Here is a 15344-nt window from a genome sequence, read left to right on the forward strand (position 1 = left end):
TTAACGGGGTCAGTCCAATCGATAGCGTGCGGTGACGGTACTGCCACCGTTGCTGTACTCGACGCTCTCTGCCAGCGAACCGATCAAGCTGATACCCCGACCGAAGGAGTCATCAATATGCGCCAACCCCTTCTCCGTGCTCGACACGTCAAAGCCCTCACCGGAATCTGACACCACGATCTCCAGCTTGTTGAGCGCAGCGCCGATGACTCTGAGGGTAATATCGATCGATCCTTCCGAGAGCTGTTCCAACCGCCGCTTGCGCGATTGATAGTATTGCTGGAATCCGTCCGGATCGCTTTTGAGCGAAGAATCCAATCCCAATAAACCGTGTTCCAACGCGTTGCTGAACAACTCACTGATCAATGTAAACAAAATATCCAGATGAGGTTTGATTGCGGCAACACCACCCAGTTGACTGATAAGACTGGCCACCACATCATCCCGACGCAGTTCCGTCGCGCCGAGACGGAATTTGAGCTCCCAGGGCATAGATAACGCCGTGGTATTGGCACTCAGGGGAATCGTTTGAGTATGCACAATCGGTGCACAGAGCACCTCGACCATCGACATGTCATCCGTCTGCTCACCGCCTTTGCGGTAATCGTAGACTGCCCGAGAGACTGCCTCGACCATGCTGTCGCACGGAGCAGTCAGAACTTCTTCCAAGCGCTCCTCGCCAAACAGCTCACCCTTTTCGTTCTGGCTTTCTATGACACCGTCGGTGTAGGCAAACAGGCGTGTCCCCGGTGGCGGCGTCACAGTTTCGGTGTTGGATTCAAATTCGTCTTCCGTCAGTACGCCCAGAGGCATATGCTGCGCCTCCAAGCGTCGAACAACGCCACCGTCCGCGGCCACCAAAAGCAAATCATTCATCCCGCCCACCCAGTAGCTGAGGCGATCCCCCCCGGATGAAAACTCCAGAATGGCGGCGCAGAAAAACATATTGCTTGGCAATAGGTCCTGCAGTTTGTGATTGATCTCTGCCGCCAACTCCGCAACGCTGGTTTGCTTGGCCGTCATGGCATAGAAAATGTCTGACACCGGCAGACTGCCGATGGCCGCCGATAAACCGTGCCCGGTAAAGTCACCCAGCAGCACATAAAGACCGCCGGAGGGGCTTGGCGCCACCAACAGCACGTCACCATTAAACATGGACATGGGGGATATGTGAAAATTGACATTTTCACACTCGGAATCAACCCGTGTCATTCCCTTTTTAAACACGTGATCGACAATCGCATGCTCGCGTTCCATCAGGCGCTGGTGGTAAGACAGTGTTTGATTGATTTCCTGTAACTGGCGATACAACCCCGCCGTACGTCGGTGAGCGGCGAGCTTGGCCAATAACACATTTTCATTGACCGGCTTCGGGACGAAGTCATCACCTCCGGCTTGCAGACACTGCGACAGGGTTTCGTCGTCGTCGAGGGCGGTTACAAAAACAATGGGGATAAATCGATCTTTGACGGTATTTTTGATGATTCGTGTCGCTTCACGACCATCCATGACCGGCATATTGACGTCCATCAGTACCACGCCAATATCCTTGTCGGTCTGCAGCATCTCCACGGCCTGCTCACCATCACCAGCCTGTACCTGGGTGTAGCCGTGATCTTCCAGAATAAAGGCAAGCAGATCACGATTGTACTGGTGGTCGTCAACGATAAGCACTTTCAGAAGTTGCTCATCAGTCTCCGCAGCTTTGTGTTCCTGATCGTCCTGAATCATAAATCGCCATCCTGCAGCATTCTCACAATGTTATTCAATGGTGAACTTTTTATCAAAGCGGGAGATGGCAAATATTTTTTTCAGTTGCTGATTGGCATTGATGATGCGGTACTGGGAACAGCGTCCCTCCCAGTATTTTTGCATATTGATGAGCATACCCAGCGCCGAGCTGTCCATGTAGTGGGTACTGCGAAAATCGATGACGAAGGCCTTAACGCTCTCCTCGGCAACCGATTCGTAGGCCTTGCGAAAGTCCTCAACGCAATTGAAATCGAAAGTCTCTGCCAGTGAAATTTCAACGCTGCCATCGGCTGAGGTGCTGGTTGTAATGGTCATAAGCTACTCCATAAGTGACCGGGAACAGCGTTTACCCTACCCTGCATTCACCCGTTAGTACAGGTCAATTTCACCGGCAGCGCTGTTGTTCCCCGCCATTTTAATAGCACTTTGGCGACTGGCTTGAGCCAGTGTCTGGATATCTGAATTCAGTTGTCTCACAGCCCCGGCACCAGAGGTGTCAATGCGGGTCAGCACCTGTAACAGCGACTGCAACACCCCAATCTGCTCGCGAATACTGCCGGCCTCCTGGCTGACAAGATCAGCAAACTGCAGGGCCGTCACCGCCTGGTTAACGTCTCTCTGCACACCGCTGTTCATTTCTGCGATCCGCTCCACCCCTCGGGAAACGTCAGAATTCACTTCCTCAAGTTCCTTCAACATGCCATCGAGGTGGCCTTTGGCGTCGATCGCAATATTCATGTCCATGGAGGCGATCTCACCCACCACCTTCTCCACACGGGTAATCGTGGATTTTGCCACTTCAGCCTTTTCACGTATTTGATCGTTGAGCGTGCTGGAGCTTTGGGATAATTTACGGACTTCATCGGCCACCACAGCAAACCCGCGTCCCGCTTCCCCGGCTCTTGCGGCCTCAATGGCGGCGTTCAGCGCAAGCAGGTTGGTCTGTTCGGCAATGCCGCGGATATCATTGATCAAAAGGAACATGCCGTCGAAGTGCTGCACCATGTCCTGAATGTTGTGAACGGCGCTGACGCTCTTGTCGCTGACATCCACAAATAATTTGACGTAATCGTCCAGAATTCGCCCCACCTCGCCGGCAAAATCACCGATAGTGACATGCTCATCTTCCACGGCATCGGCATTGCCTCCGGAAATTCGGTTGAGCAACTCCAGCATCATTTCCTGTTGTCGGTGCGCATTTTCCGTCATGGTCTGGAAGCTCTGGGACAGTGAACCCACGCTGTCATTAACCACATCGTTAATACGGCTGCTGGTCTGGTCCACTGCCTGACAGAAGGGCTCACCGCTGCTGGCCAAAGTATGTCCGAGCCCGCGGATATCCTCCGCATCTATCTTTTCTTGAGCGTCGGCCTGCATTTGTTCATCCGTGGGAGCCAAAAATTGCACTATGACAACCGATACAACCCCGAGTATCAGCAGAACGATTGTGCGTATCAACACATCGTCCAGCAAGGACGCCGCCAATATGGCAAATAGCCAGATCACGACGGCTGATATTAAAAGCTTGCCCTTGGTCCCCATCAATTGACCACCTTTGCTACTGTTGTTTGTGTCAGTGGAATGCCTGATGACGTTATCGGCGGTAACACAGGAAAATTAAGTGCCAACCAGCGTCTCACGACATTCTGACTTTTGACCATAGCCTAGCGGCTGTAGGCCATATTGCCAACCGCTAAAGGCATCGCCAGAAACAGGGGGGAGGGGTTTGAAGAAGGCTTGTGGCCTGGCAACAACGTGGCCAGGCCAGGGGAAACGTTAATTCAAGGGGCGGATGCCGACGGCGCTACGACATTTCTCCAGCAGGGGCTGGCTGTAAGTACGGGCCTTTTCGGCGCCCTGCTGCAACTTCTCTTCAATGGCGGTGGGACTGGCCAGCAACTCATTGTAGCGCTCGCGCGCCTCCATGAGCTCCTCATTCACCAATTCAAACAACTGTTTTTTAGCCTCACCCCAGGCAATACCATCGGCAAAGGCCTGGCGCATATCCGCGGTTTGCTGCTCCGTCGCAAACGCCTGCCACAACTGGAACACTGTCGAGGTATCCGGGTCTTTTGGCTCCCCCGGCTCCAACAGATTGGTCTTGATTTTGTTGATGTGTTTTTTGAGCTGCTTTTCACCCAGAAACAGAGGGATGGTGTTGCCGTAGCTCTTGCTCATTTTGCGGCCATCGAGCCCCTGAAGTACGGCGACTTTGTCGTCGACCACGGCTTCAGGCAGCACAAAGTGCTCGCCATAGTGATGGTTAAAACGCGCGGCGATATCCCGGGCCATTTCCACATGCTGGATCTGATCCTTGCCGACGGGCACCTGATTGGCATTAAACATCAGAATGTCAGCTGCCATCAGTACGGGGTAACTGTAGAGTCCCATGGTCACGCCGAAATCCGGATCTTCTCCGGCTTCCTGATTCGCCGCAACAGCCGCTTTGTAGGCGTGTGCACGATTCATTAGCCCCTTGGCGGCCATACAGTTCAACAACCAGCACAGCTCCGGAATCTCAGGAATATCAGACTGGCGATAAAACACGACGTTGTCGGTATTTAGCCCACAGGCCAGCCAGGTGGCCGCAATTTCCCGGGTCGACTGATGAACCTGGCCCGGGTCCTGACACTTGATCAGCGCATGAAAGTCCGCCAGGAAATAGAATGACAGGTTATCCTGATGTTGACTGGCCTCAATGGCCGGGCGAATGGCACCAACGTAATTGCCCAAATGGGGTGTGCCCGTGGTGGTAATACCGGTAAGAATTCGTGATTTTGACATCTGCTGATAAAGCCGCTGCGGTGAAACAAGCGCGCTATGATACTAGTTCCTCGAACAATTGACGATAGGGCCGACGCTGGTTGGCCCAGGCGAAGCGGCAGACATCCGGCGCACTGCCCTCCTCCGCGAGCGCCTGTATTCTCTCCATCGCCGCCGATGCCTGGCTGGCCAGATCCCCGGCAACGCCGTAAAGATAATGAGAGTCCACCAACTCCGGATAAGCCAGCGTATCGGGCAACACAGGGAGGCAGCCCGCGGCAATCGCTTCCAGAACGGCCAACCCCTGGAATTCGTGGCGCGCCGTGGACAGGACCACATCGGCAGACCGCAACCAGCGACGATAACGCGCACCGGATGTCTCATAGCCATACTGCACCAGCTCATGGCTGAATTGTTTCTCAATTGTCTCAAATTCCCGGGGGATGGTCCGGAATTTCTGCCCCATCAGACATAACTGAAACGGGATTTCACGCTCACGTAACTGCCTCAGGGTGAGCAAGAGCAAATCAGGACCCTTGTCATACTCCCAGCGGGCTGCCCAAAGCAGTCTTAACGGACGTTCGGCGGAATCGAACGGCCACAATTCCTCTCCCTGCTTGTGCTCTACTGCCGGTTCCTTTCCTTTGGCAGCAACAAACAAGTCGTCCTCAAGAGGCACGGGCAGGACCCTGGATCGCTGCCGTAAACGCTCAACCAGCCCCAGGGGCAATTTATCCGGCAATCTCCTGAGCAATTCTTCCACTCCCTGGAGAAAGGTGCGTCTGTTGTAGTTGGAATTGAAGGCCACCACATCTGCGCAAAGTGCTGTGTAGAGGTTCAGAATTTGTGGTTCAACACTGGGATGAGCATTATCAGTCACGGGGTAGGCAAACTGGTTTTCGTGGAAATACACCAGCGTCGGAATCTGCCCAAGTGCCGGAACAAACCCCCGCAGCGCTGATAAATCCACCATAGAGGTGGCAATCACCAGATCGTAGGAGCGCTCCAGATGCTGCCTTTCGGAAAATGCCCAACTCAGACTGTTGCCCCTTACCCGCCAGCTGAAATAGCGAGGAGGCAAATCCAGGAGTGTCCATTGATGCTCGGGCATTGCCTTGATCATGCCGTCGCACCAACGTTGATGACTGTCGGCATGATAGGCAGACAGTAAAAGGATCTTCAATGATGAATCACTGATGGTGTTTATCCGCACCCTGCAGAATGCAAGCCTCGAATCCTGCCTGGCACATCAGGTAGGCGGCCACTTGGCTGCGGCGACCGGCATCGTCTGTAACGGCATAGGCAACGCCGTTTTCCAGCTCTCCCATGCGTTCACGTAGACGCGCCAACGGCAAATTGCGGCTACCCGACACATGGTTGATGCGATATTCCAGGGGCATGCGCACATCTATCAGTTGGTATTTGTCCGCTTCGGCCTGATATTGCTCCATTGAAATGGTGGCCTGGGCTGGCTCGTGCATCAGGGTGGTGAAATCCTCTTTACCCAGTCGCATCAAGAGCCCGTCCGTTTCCATAGTTACCGTGGCGTTGCGCGGGGAATCGGCCACCAGCGCCTCCTCACCGAAATAGCTGCCGGCTTCCAGGGTAACGTCGACCCCGGAAATACTACTCACCTTGGCACGCCCGCGATCTATCACGTAGAAATAGTCCCCGCTCCCCCCTTCTTTTACGATCACATCTCCAGACTTGACCACACGCGCCTCAAAGCGGGAAAAAAGCTGCTGAATATGAGCAGGGGGTACCCGGGTGAACATCGACGAAGACAGCAGGCTGGACATCCAATCGCCCCCGCTCTCTTCAACTTCCACCTGCATCTGGGAGAGATTGCCCGCGTCAAAGTCGATTTCCTCTACCGCCGCCAGAGCATCCGGGCCGGTATCCATGGGAATATCACCGCCGGACTGACTCCAGGCCATGGCCAAATCGAGAAAATCCGCTTCTACCTTAAGCAACTGCAACGGACTCTTGGCCACCGCCGACACCTGGGTCGGGGAGGTATCGGTCAAGGTCGTCCTGGCACGATCATCGCTGGCATCGACCGTCAGTGTTTCAAAGTTGGCATCCACCAGATCCACTCGCCCCTCAAGAAGGTAGTAGCGATGATGGGCGGGTTTGCCGCGCCGAAACAACAGTTCGCCCTTTTCCGCCGTGGTCAATTCCGCATGTTCGGCAACCTGCTGCAGATATTGCTCCGTAAAGGTATCGAAGGGACTGAAGCGGGTCAGTTGGGGTATCAGTTCAGAATCACTCATTTTACTATCTTTTACCATCGGGCCAGCAGGCCAATTGCCCATTGCGACTTACTTAATGAATAAGAGTATACACGGCCTGACCGAGAACGACCGACCTTAATGCACTTCGGACTGGTCAAAAAACACCCGCAGGACCCGACACAGCCCCGCAGCGTCTTCGACCCCTCCCAGCTCTCGGATCGAATGCATGGCAAACGTAGGCATACCCACATCAATGGTTTTAACCCCCACCTCGGCTGCAGTGATTGGCCCTATGGTACTGCCACACCCCATATCCGTGCGGGTAACGAAAGCCTGCACAGGTACTTTCGCCATCTCGCACCAATGGCGGAAATAGGCCGAGGTTTCACTGTTGGTAGCGTAGCTCTGGTTAGCGTTTACCTTGATTACGGGCCCCTGATTGAGTTTTGGTCCGTGGTTGCCGTCATGCTTGGCGGAATAATTGGGGTGTATACCATGGGCATTATCGGCCGAGATCATCATTGAACGACTGATACAGCGCATGCGCAGCTCGGTATCGGGCAATAATCGGGTCAAGAAATCATCCAACATGGGACCCTGTGCACCGCAGGCCGAGCGACTGCCTACCTCCTCGTGGTCGTTGCAGACCAATAGCTGCGACTGGGTTGCGTCTGATGACAACATCGCCTGCAGCCCCACATAACAGCTCAATAAGTTATCCAGTCGCGCGCTGGCGATAAATTCCTGTTTCAGCCCCACCAATGCGGGCCTTTGTGTGTCGTAAAAACTTAATTCATAGTCGAGTACCTGATCGACGCCTTCGACACCCCGCTCTGATAACGCTCCAGCCAACAACTCGCGAAAATCAATTTTATCGTCAGCTTGCATCAGGATGGGAGGAATATCAGTTTGCGGATTCACAGTCCGGTTTTTGTTGGCTTCACGATCCAGATGAATAGCCAGGCTTGGAATAACCGCAATGGGACGTTCAAAATCCAGCAGCGTCGAACAGATCTTTCCATCACCGTTGCGATAGCTGACTCGCCCCGCCAGGGATAAATCGCGATCGAACCAAGGATTTAGCAGGACCCCTCCGTAAGTCTCGACGCCCAACTGGAAGTAACCCTGGGTGTTTTTTTCCGGATGGGGTTTCACCCGCAGACAGGGGCTGTCAGTGTGCGCCCCAACCATACGAATCCCCTGGGTTTCCAGATCCGCTGTGCCATAAACGAACGCGATAATGGAGGAATCATTGCGGGTCACATAGTAACGACCGCCCGCTTTCAGCTCCCAAGGGGCGGATTCCGGTAGATGGGTAAATCCTGCATTTTCTAACCGCAGCGCCATACTCTGCACCGCATGAAACGGCGTGGGAGATGCCGCAAGAAAATCCAGCAGGTCTTGGTTAAAAGTTTGGGTATCCACAAGCACCTCTCAACATCTGTAATTTGACTCGCCTTGGCGAAGAGTAATGCTGACTCTGATCGCCAACGGTTGATTGCCAGCTACTCACTGCCAGCAAATGCGGATTATTGGTCCGACGTTTTCCCTTGCAAACGGGCCAGCAGGCTGGAGGTATCCCACCGTCCACCGCCCATTTCCTGAACGTCAGCGTAAAACTGGTCCACCAGCGCTGTAACAGGCAATTTGGATGCATTACGGCGTGCTTCATCCAATACGATACCCAAGTCTTTGCGCATCCAATCCACGGCGAATCCATGTTCAAATTCCCCTGCCAACATCGTCTGATAACGATTTTCCATTTGCCAGGATTGAGCCGCTCCTTTGGAAATCACTTCCACTACCTGGTGGGGATCGAGTCCGGCCTGAGTTGCGAAATGCAGGCCTTCTGACAATCCCTGCACCAGTCCGGCAATGCAGATCTGGTTGACCATTTTACACAGCTGACCACTGCCTGCTGGCCCCAATCGTTGTACGGAACGGGAATATACATCGATATGGCTCTGCACTCGATTAAACGCGTCCTCGTCACCGCCAACCATCACCGTCAGCGCTCCATTTTCTGCTCCCTGCTGTCCACCAGAAACCGGCGCATCCAGAAACTGGCATTGTTGCCGTGCAAATTGCTCAGCAAGCTCGCGGGCAACGGATGCGGACGCGGTCGTATGGTCAACAAAAATGCTACCGGCGTTCATGCCCTGTATCGCGCCCTGTTCGCCAACGGCAATTGATCTGAGATCGTCATCATTACCGACACAGGCGAACACAACCTCTGCACCTGCCGCCGCTTCAGCAGGAGTGGCTGCCACCGCCCCACCAAATTGATCCGCCCACTGGCGTGCTTTGGCCGCAGTGCGATTGTAGACGGTGACTTGATAACCGGCAGTTTGTAAATGCCCTGCCATCGGGTAACCCATCACTCCGAGTCCAATAAAGGCGACCTGTTTACTCATTGAATTCTCCTCATTGGAAGCCCCAACACATGCGCGTGTAGTGTATTAAATAGATAGTAGATGTCGGCAAGTCACTGTGGAGCCACCGCAACGGTAATCCTAGGCGAAAAACATCAAAAGAACCGCCGCTAAAGCCAGTCGGTAGAGCACAAACGGCCACATCCCCAGATTATCGATCCATTTCAGGAACCAATGAATGCACAATGTGGCACTCATGGCTGACAAAATCACCCCAAGCAGGATATCCATCCAGAAAATGGAAGATTCTCCGATTAACCCCACCGCCTTGTATCCACCGCTCAACGCAATCAGTGGAATCGACAGCAGAAAAGAAAAACGGGCTGCGTCCTGTCGTTTGAGCCCCACCGCCAGCCCCATGGTCATGGTGATACCGGAACGCGACGTACCGGGAATCAACGCGAGCGCTTGGGCACAGCCAATCAACATTGCTTGAGATAGCGTCAATTGATCTAACGTCTGACGTCTTGCGCCCTTTATATCCGCCCACCCCAAGACCAATCCAAACAAAGCGGTGGCCGAGGCAATAACGACCACTGAACGCAGGTGATTTTCAATAACGTCATTGAACAGTAATCCAGCCAAACCCGCAGGCGCCGTTGCCCAAATAACAAACCAAGCCAATTTGGAATCTGTAGATGTCTGTCCTCTCAGACTGCCAATCCAGGCAAGAAACAGTTTGGAAATATCCTTCCGAAAGTACCCAACCACCGCCAACAGCGAACCTACGTGAACGGCGACATCAAATGCCAACCCCTGATCACTCCATCCCAGCAGCTGGCTGGGCAAAATCAGGTGGCCGGAACTGGAAATGGGCAGAAATTCCGTCACACCCTGAATCAAAGCGAGCGCAATCAGTTGCAGAGCATCCATATCGGCAGTCTTAGCTACGAAAAAGTGAATGACAGTATCTTATTGACGAATGCGTTGACGTTTTTGCCAAGCCACGGAATCTCTCAGATACACTGGTTGCGCTTCTTCCGCCTTGATGGCGGACTCGATCAAGCTTTGCTTAAACACCAGTGACAATATATCCCGGGCATCCGGAACAACATCCAAACAGCGATCCCTCACTTCTAAAGCACTGAGTTCAGGATAATGATGGCCCGGACCAACCGCCAACAAGGTTGCGGGATTCAGGTTTTGGGATTGAGCGTTGATGGCTGCCTGCTGAGGAGAACTGACATATTCCTCGCCCTGCGCAATCGCCAATCCTTCCACTACCTTATAAAGACAGCCGTAGACTTCCTGCATTCGTGCATCCAGCGCAACCAACACGTGATCCTGGTCGCCTGCTCGGCCCTGGTTTACAGCCCCCTGGGCAAGAACATCCAGTGTCGACACCGGAATAACCGGAATATCCGAACCAAACGCCAGACCTTGCACAACACCGAGGCAAATTCTAAGCCCGGTGAAGGACCCGGGGCCTCGCCCATAGGCAATTGCATCCAAATTTGTCAGCGACAATCCGGTTTCCGCCAGAAGTTCATCAATCAGGGGTAACAGGCGTTGCGTATGTTGCCGAGGCGCTTGGATATGACGCGCAAACTCCTGACCTGAGTGATGCACGGCGACGGAACAGGCATCGCAAGAAGTGTCGACGGCCAGAATGGTGGACATTGTTTGCAAGTCTCCAGATAAAACCTGGGCGGCATTTTCGCAGATTTTGGGCTGGAGGGGCAAAAAAAATCCCCGAGCTGGTAAAGCCCGGGGATTTCAGGGGAGTTTTAAGGCTCCCAACCGTTTAAGAAGCGATTACTTCTTGGCGGCGCGCTTCTTGGCAGCTGGCTTACGCTTGGCTGCAGTCTTACGCTTAGCGGCTGGCTTCTTGGCCACGGCTTTTTTTGCTACTTTGCGAGCTGCGGGCTTAGCGGCAGCCTTACGACCGGCAGGCTTCTTGCGTGCAGGCTTCTTGGCAGCAGCTTTGGCCTTGGCGGCGGCTTTCTTCTCAGCGGCCTTAGCCTTGGCAGCAGCTTTCTTCTCTGCAGCTTTAGCTTTGGCGGCAGCGCGTTTCTCAGCAGCCTTGGCGCGAACAGCAGCTTTCTTGGCAGCTACTTTAGCCTTGGCAGCAGCCTTTTTCTCTGCAGCTTTAGCTTTGGCAGCAGCCTTCTTCTCTGCAGCCTTAGCCTTGTCGATGGCCTTCTTGGCGGCAGCTTTAGCTTTAGCCATGACCTTCTTCTTGGCAGCAGCGACTTTCTTCTTGTCAGCTGCAGAACGCTGCTTCTTCCACTTGGTTTCAAACGCCTTCACGGCTTTCGCCAGATCGGCATCTGCCTTGGTGGCCAGACTATCAACCAGACCATCAACCTTGGCAACGGCAGCAGCTTCAGCAGCTTTTGCGGCCGCAGTGCTCTTGGCGGTAGTCAGAGCCAGTTTGGCACCGGCGGACTTGGCGCGCAGCGCTTTTACCTTGGCACCCAATTTGGCAGCGGCATTGGCAGCAGCCTTGGCACTGCGCTTGTCACCTGCTTTCTTGGATTTCGCTGCTTTGGCTTTGGCAGCAGCGGCTTTTTTACGAGCAGCGGCTTGGGCCTGAGCCTGGGCGGTGATATCTTTTTGCAACTTACTCAGAGCATCCTGAGCTTTGGCAACAGCAGGAGCGACTGCTTTTGCTGCTGCGGGTTTCTTAGCCGGCGAGCGACGCTTTGCCGGAGCCTTCTTTGCTTTCGCTTTTGCTACTCTAGCCATCTTTTTGTTCTCCTCAACGTTAAAGATGCTGAACCACTAACACATAGAACCATAGCACAAATAATGAACGCCTAAGACGTCGACGAGAATATTATTTAAAAAAATGGGGATTTGCACGCTTAAAGCATGATTTTTTTGTAAATTTCCATGTTTTTTTTGTTTTTTTTTGGTTTTTTTGTCTGCCAGACACCAATTCGGGTCTTTTGCAGAAAAAAATCAAAAAAAACCGCGCTCAGTGAATCATCTGAACGCGGCCTTTTTTCTGAATTGTTTTGAACAATCACCACCCCGTTTTCAGAGCAATCACAGGTGTTCCCGGACAATATTTTCCATCATATCGATGTGTTCAGGTTGTGCATTGAGGCAGGGAACAAATTCAAACCGATCTCCCCCCGCCTCAAGAAACAACTCCCGGTTTTCCTCATTTATTTCCTCAAGTGTTTCCAGACAATCAGCCGCAAAAGCGGGGCAAATCACATCTACACTTTTTACACCTTGTTGAGCCCAGTTTTGCAGCTGCTTGTCGGTATAAGGTTGTAGCCACTCCGCCTTACCCAATCTGGACTGAAAACTGACGCTCCATTGGTGAGATTCCAGGTTCAATCGCTTTGTGACAGCATCGGCGGTGGCCAAACACTGCTTTTGGTAGGGATCACCCAGATCCACGCAACGCTTTGGAATACCGTGGAAAGAAAAAAGCAGCTTCTCTGCAGGCTCATGTTGAGACCAATGTTGGGACAAAGAAGCCGCCAGCGCTTCAATATAGTCACTGCGATGGTAGTAACTCTTATAAAAAGTCACATCACTGACATTGCGCTGCTCCAATAGCATCTTTGCATACTGGTCATAAAGAGCGGCTGTAGTCGTGGCCGAATACTGGGGATAAAGAGGCAATACCAGAATCCGTTCACATCCCTGCTGTTCCAGCTCAGCAATCCGATCTTTGAGCTTGGGGCTGCCGTAGGTCATCGCGTAACAGATTCTGACCTGATGCTTATCGAAGCGTTTGGCGAGTTCACTCGCCTGCTGTTCGGTAATTGCCTTCAAGGGCGAGCCGTTTTCCGTCCAGATGCCTTGATAATTTTTGGCAACCCTGGGAGCACGCAACGGCAGAATAACGCCATAAAGGAGAGGCAACCAAAGCAGGCGTGGTAACTCAACAACACGCTGATCAGAAAGAAATTCGGCGAGAAAACTTCTCACTGCACTCGCGGAGGGTTCAGTGGGTGTTCCAAGGTTGGCAATGACAACACCCAGAGGTGTGGATTGATTCGATTCCATAAGCTTTTATTGCATCCGATTTCCGGTAGAGAGTGCCTCATTTATTGTTAACGGACAAGAAATTGTGTCTTCATTAATATTTGTGGTTTGTTTCAAGTCGCAAACTTGCTGCAAGGTTTCCTTGGTGCCATAAGCGGTCTTTCTTTTTCTAGATTCAGGGCGCGATGGGCTTTCGATGATGTCCGCAACGACCGCACGAATGTAGGCCGGATTAGAAGCGCTTTGCGCTTCGTAATCCGGCGATCCGCCGAAGGTTTAAATTGGCGGCGGCCCTGTATAAACCGCCCGTTGCAGCAACATCCCAAAGTGTCAAAAACCGGGCCGCAGCCAACGAACAGCTCCAGCGGAACCGTCGGATTACGCTCCGCAAAGCGGAGCTAATCCGACCTACGCGGGAAGAACATCCTGTTGTCTCGAACGGCAGCTATGGCACTTTACAGACGGCCAATTCATCTCCAGGTAACTCTTACCCAACCCTCACTCGCAGCCCAAAAAAAAGGCTCCCTGGGGAGCCTTTTTTGAGCGTCTTATCTCAAGCGTAATACTTGGAGAAAACTCAACTCAGTGCTTGCAGCACCTTAGCAGTAATCTCGGACAACTCACCCACACCCTCTATACGGCTGTACTTGGCTGCCTGATCATTCTTTTCCGCCAAATCCTGGTAGAAACCCACCAATGGCTTAGTCTGCTCGTGGTAAACCGCCAGACGCTTGCGAACGGTTTCCTCCTGATCGTCTTCCCGTTGAACCAGATCGTCTCCAGTCTCATCGTCCTTACCTTCCACCTTGGGTGGATTGTGAATGACGTGATAAGTACGACCGGAAGCCGGGTGCACGCGACGGCCACTCATGCGGCTGACGATCTCCTCGTCGTCCACATTGATCTCCAGCACATGGTCGATAGCAACGCCGGCTTCCTGCAACGCTTCAGCCTGAGGAATAGTGCGAGGGAAACCATCGAACAGGAACCCCTTGGCACAGTCATCCTGAGCGATGCGATCTTTTACCAGGGCAATGATCAATTCATCAGACACCAAGCCGCCAGAGGCCATAATGTCCTTTGCCTGCAACCCCAGAGGAGTGCCTGCTTTAACAGCAGCACGAAGCATATCGCCGGTGGAAATCTGCGGAATACCGTACTGTTCCGTGATAAATTGCGCTTGGGTGCCCTTTCCGGCTCCCGGAGCGCCTAACAAGATGATGCGCATGGATGATTAACTCCCGTAGTCTGCTCTACCTTGGACAACCCGATATTTACCCGCTGGTATTTGCCTACCAGGGCATGCAGGGTGTTGTTAGGATGAAGCCGTCTAAAAAATTGGGGCTACCATACACTTTGCCCTGCCTAATCTCAAGGGCAGGCCTCGGTGCCGTCGCTCGCAAACCCTGTAACCAACTGATTTTAAAGATCTTTTCTAAAGAGCGCTGCGACCAATGTCTAAGCTCACTGCATTGCTCCCTGCCCTGATCAAAAAACGTCTCAAATAGCTGTTTGTCAACCTCACAGTGAACTATAACTACATATATATGACGCAATATCCCCCGACAGCAGGATTGAACTCTGGAGGCAAGTCATGACCACCCCACATCTGGCAGAAAAGCTGAACCGGCCACAGTCACCAGGCAGCCAGCCAATCTGCAAAATCGCGCTGCCAATAGATGACGCCGCCAAACTGGCCGCGTTAAATCAAATCTATCCCGGCAGGGATACTCAAGCCCTGATTACCGAGCTGTTACACCACGCACTCAATACTCTGGAATCTGACCAAAAAACGTAATCTGGTCGAATACGGAATAGAAAATGAGGTCTTCCATGAAACCATTTGCCGATATCACCACCAAGTGGAAACGATTTGGGGTGGGAACACTCACCGATCACCAATATCAGGTATCACTGCTCCCTCAGGATGCCACCACACTTCAGCAACTTTGCGAACGCTACCCCCGAATGACACAGGCAGAGATTATTCGGGATTTATTGGGCGCCGCGCTACGAGACCTGGAACAATCACTGCCCTACCAGCCGGGAAAAAAAGTCATTGCACTGGACGAAATGGGTGATGAAATCTACGCGGACGACGGATTGACTCCCCGCTTTCTGGCCCTGACAAAACACTACCAACACCTGCTGCGTCTCGATTGTGACACCATCCCATCGGCGTGAGCGCAGTTATTGATCTTTAACCAGGAAAAGG

The 15344-nt window shown here is 52.9% G+C and carries 15 protein-coding genes; 2 read left to right on the forward strand and 13 right to left on the reverse strand.

Features of this window, described 5'->3' with window-relative positions:
- Positions 1–9 precede the first annotated feature (9 nt).
- The 13 genes from HBA55_RS26995 to adk all read right to left on the reverse strand — a co-directional run bounded on the left by HBA55_RS26995 (position 10) and on the right by adk (position 14357).
- Entirely contained in the window at positions 10–1731 is a 1722-nt protein-coding gene (locus HBA55_RS26995) for an ATP-binding SpoIIE family protein phosphatase (RefSeq protein WP_166997908.1), read from the reverse strand.
- 30 nt (positions 1732–1761) lie between these two features.
- Entirely contained in the window at positions 1762–2067 is a 306-nt protein-coding gene (locus tag HBA55_RS27000; protein ID WP_166997910.1) for an STAS domain-containing protein, read from the reverse strand.
- 54 nt (positions 2068–2121) lie between these two features.
- Positions 2122–3294 carry a methyl-accepting chemotaxis protein gene (locus HBA55_RS27005; RefSeq protein WP_166997912.1) on the reverse strand — a complete coding sequence of 391 codons (1173 nt, stop codon included), beginning with the start codon at positions 3292–3294 and terminating at the stop codon, positions 2122–2124.
- A gap of 234 nt (positions 3295–3528) precedes the next feature.
- Positions 3529–4536, reverse strand: a complete 1008-nt coding sequence (locus HBA55_RS27010; protein ID WP_166997914.1) for a tryptophan--tRNA ligase — start codon at positions 4534–4536, stop codon at positions 3529–3531.
- A gap of 34 nt (positions 4537–4570) precedes the next feature.
- Complete coding sequence (locus HBA55_RS27015) at positions 4571–5698, reverse strand: tRNA-queuosine alpha-mannosyltransferase domain-containing protein (protein ID WP_166997916.1); 1128 nt, start codon at positions 5696–5698, stop codon at positions 4571–4573.
- 7 nt (positions 5699–5705) lie between these two features.
- On the reverse strand, positions 5706–6788 hold the full coding sequence (locus HBA55_RS27020; RefSeq protein WP_166997919.1) for a cyclic nucleotide-binding domain-containing protein: 1083 nt from the start codon (positions 6786–6788) through the stop codon (positions 5706–5708).
- A gap of 96 nt (positions 6789–6884) precedes the next feature.
- Complete coding sequence (locus HBA55_RS27025) at positions 6885–8174, reverse strand: M18 family aminopeptidase (RefSeq protein ID WP_166997921.1); 1290 nt, start codon at positions 8172–8174, stop codon at positions 6885–6887.
- A gap of 104 nt (positions 8175–8278) precedes the next feature.
- Positions 8279–9163, reverse strand: coding sequence for an NAD(P)-dependent oxidoreductase (locus tag HBA55_RS27030; RefSeq protein ID WP_166997923.1), 885 nt, complete (start codon positions 9161–9163; stop codon positions 8279–8281).
- 99 nt (positions 9164–9262) lie between these two features.
- On the reverse strand, positions 9263–10054 hold the full coding sequence (locus tag HBA55_RS27035; RefSeq protein WP_166997925.1) for an undecaprenyl-diphosphate phosphatase: 792 nt from the start codon (positions 10052–10054) through the stop codon (positions 9263–9265).
- A 39-nt stretch (positions 10055–10093) separates the two neighbouring features.
- On the reverse strand, positions 10094–10801 hold the full coding sequence (gene tsaB / locus HBA55_RS27040) for a tRNA (adenosine(37)-N6)-threonylcarbamoyltransferase complex dimerization subunit type 1 TsaB (RefSeq protein WP_166997927.1): 708 nt from the start codon (positions 10799–10801) through the stop codon (positions 10094–10096).
- A gap of 135 nt (positions 10802–10936) precedes the next feature.
- Positions 10937–11869 (reverse strand): hypothetical protein, encoded by a 933-nt coding sequence (locus tag HBA55_RS27045; RefSeq protein ID WP_206019992.1) that lies wholly within the window; start codon positions 11867–11869, stop codon positions 10937–10939.
- 303 nt (positions 11870–12172) lie between these two features.
- Entirely contained in the window at positions 12173–13150 is a 978-nt protein-coding gene (gene hemH, locus HBA55_RS27050) for a ferrochelatase (protein ID WP_166997929.1), read from the reverse strand.
- Positions 13151–13706: 556 nt separating this feature from the next.
- Complete coding sequence (adk, locus tag HBA55_RS27055) at positions 13707–14357, reverse strand: adenylate kinase (RefSeq protein ID WP_166997932.1); 651 nt, start codon at positions 14355–14357, stop codon at positions 13707–13709.
- 366 nt (positions 14358–14723) lie between these two features.
- Here adk and HBA55_RS27060 point away from each other — a divergent pair, with 366 nt between their 5' ends.
- Both HBA55_RS27060 and HBA55_RS27065 read left to right on the forward strand, forming a co-directional pair.
- Positions 14724–14927 carry a hypothetical protein gene (locus tag HBA55_RS27060; RefSeq protein ID WP_166997934.1) on the forward strand — a complete coding sequence of 68 codons (204 nt, stop codon included), beginning with the start codon at positions 14724–14726 and terminating at the stop codon, positions 14925–14927.
- 35 nt (positions 14928–14962) lie between these two features.
- Entirely contained in the window at positions 14963–15313 is a 351-nt protein-coding gene (locus HBA55_RS27065) for a hypothetical protein (RefSeq protein ID WP_166997936.1), read from the forward strand.
- Positions 15314–15344 lie beyond the last annotated feature (31 nt).

The organism is Pseudomaricurvus alkylphenolicus, from assembly GCF_011683955.1.
In the GTDB taxonomy this organism is placed as follows: domain Bacteria; phylum Pseudomonadota; class Gammaproteobacteria; order Pseudomonadales; family Cellvibrionaceae; genus Pseudomaricurvus; species Pseudomaricurvus alkylphenolicus.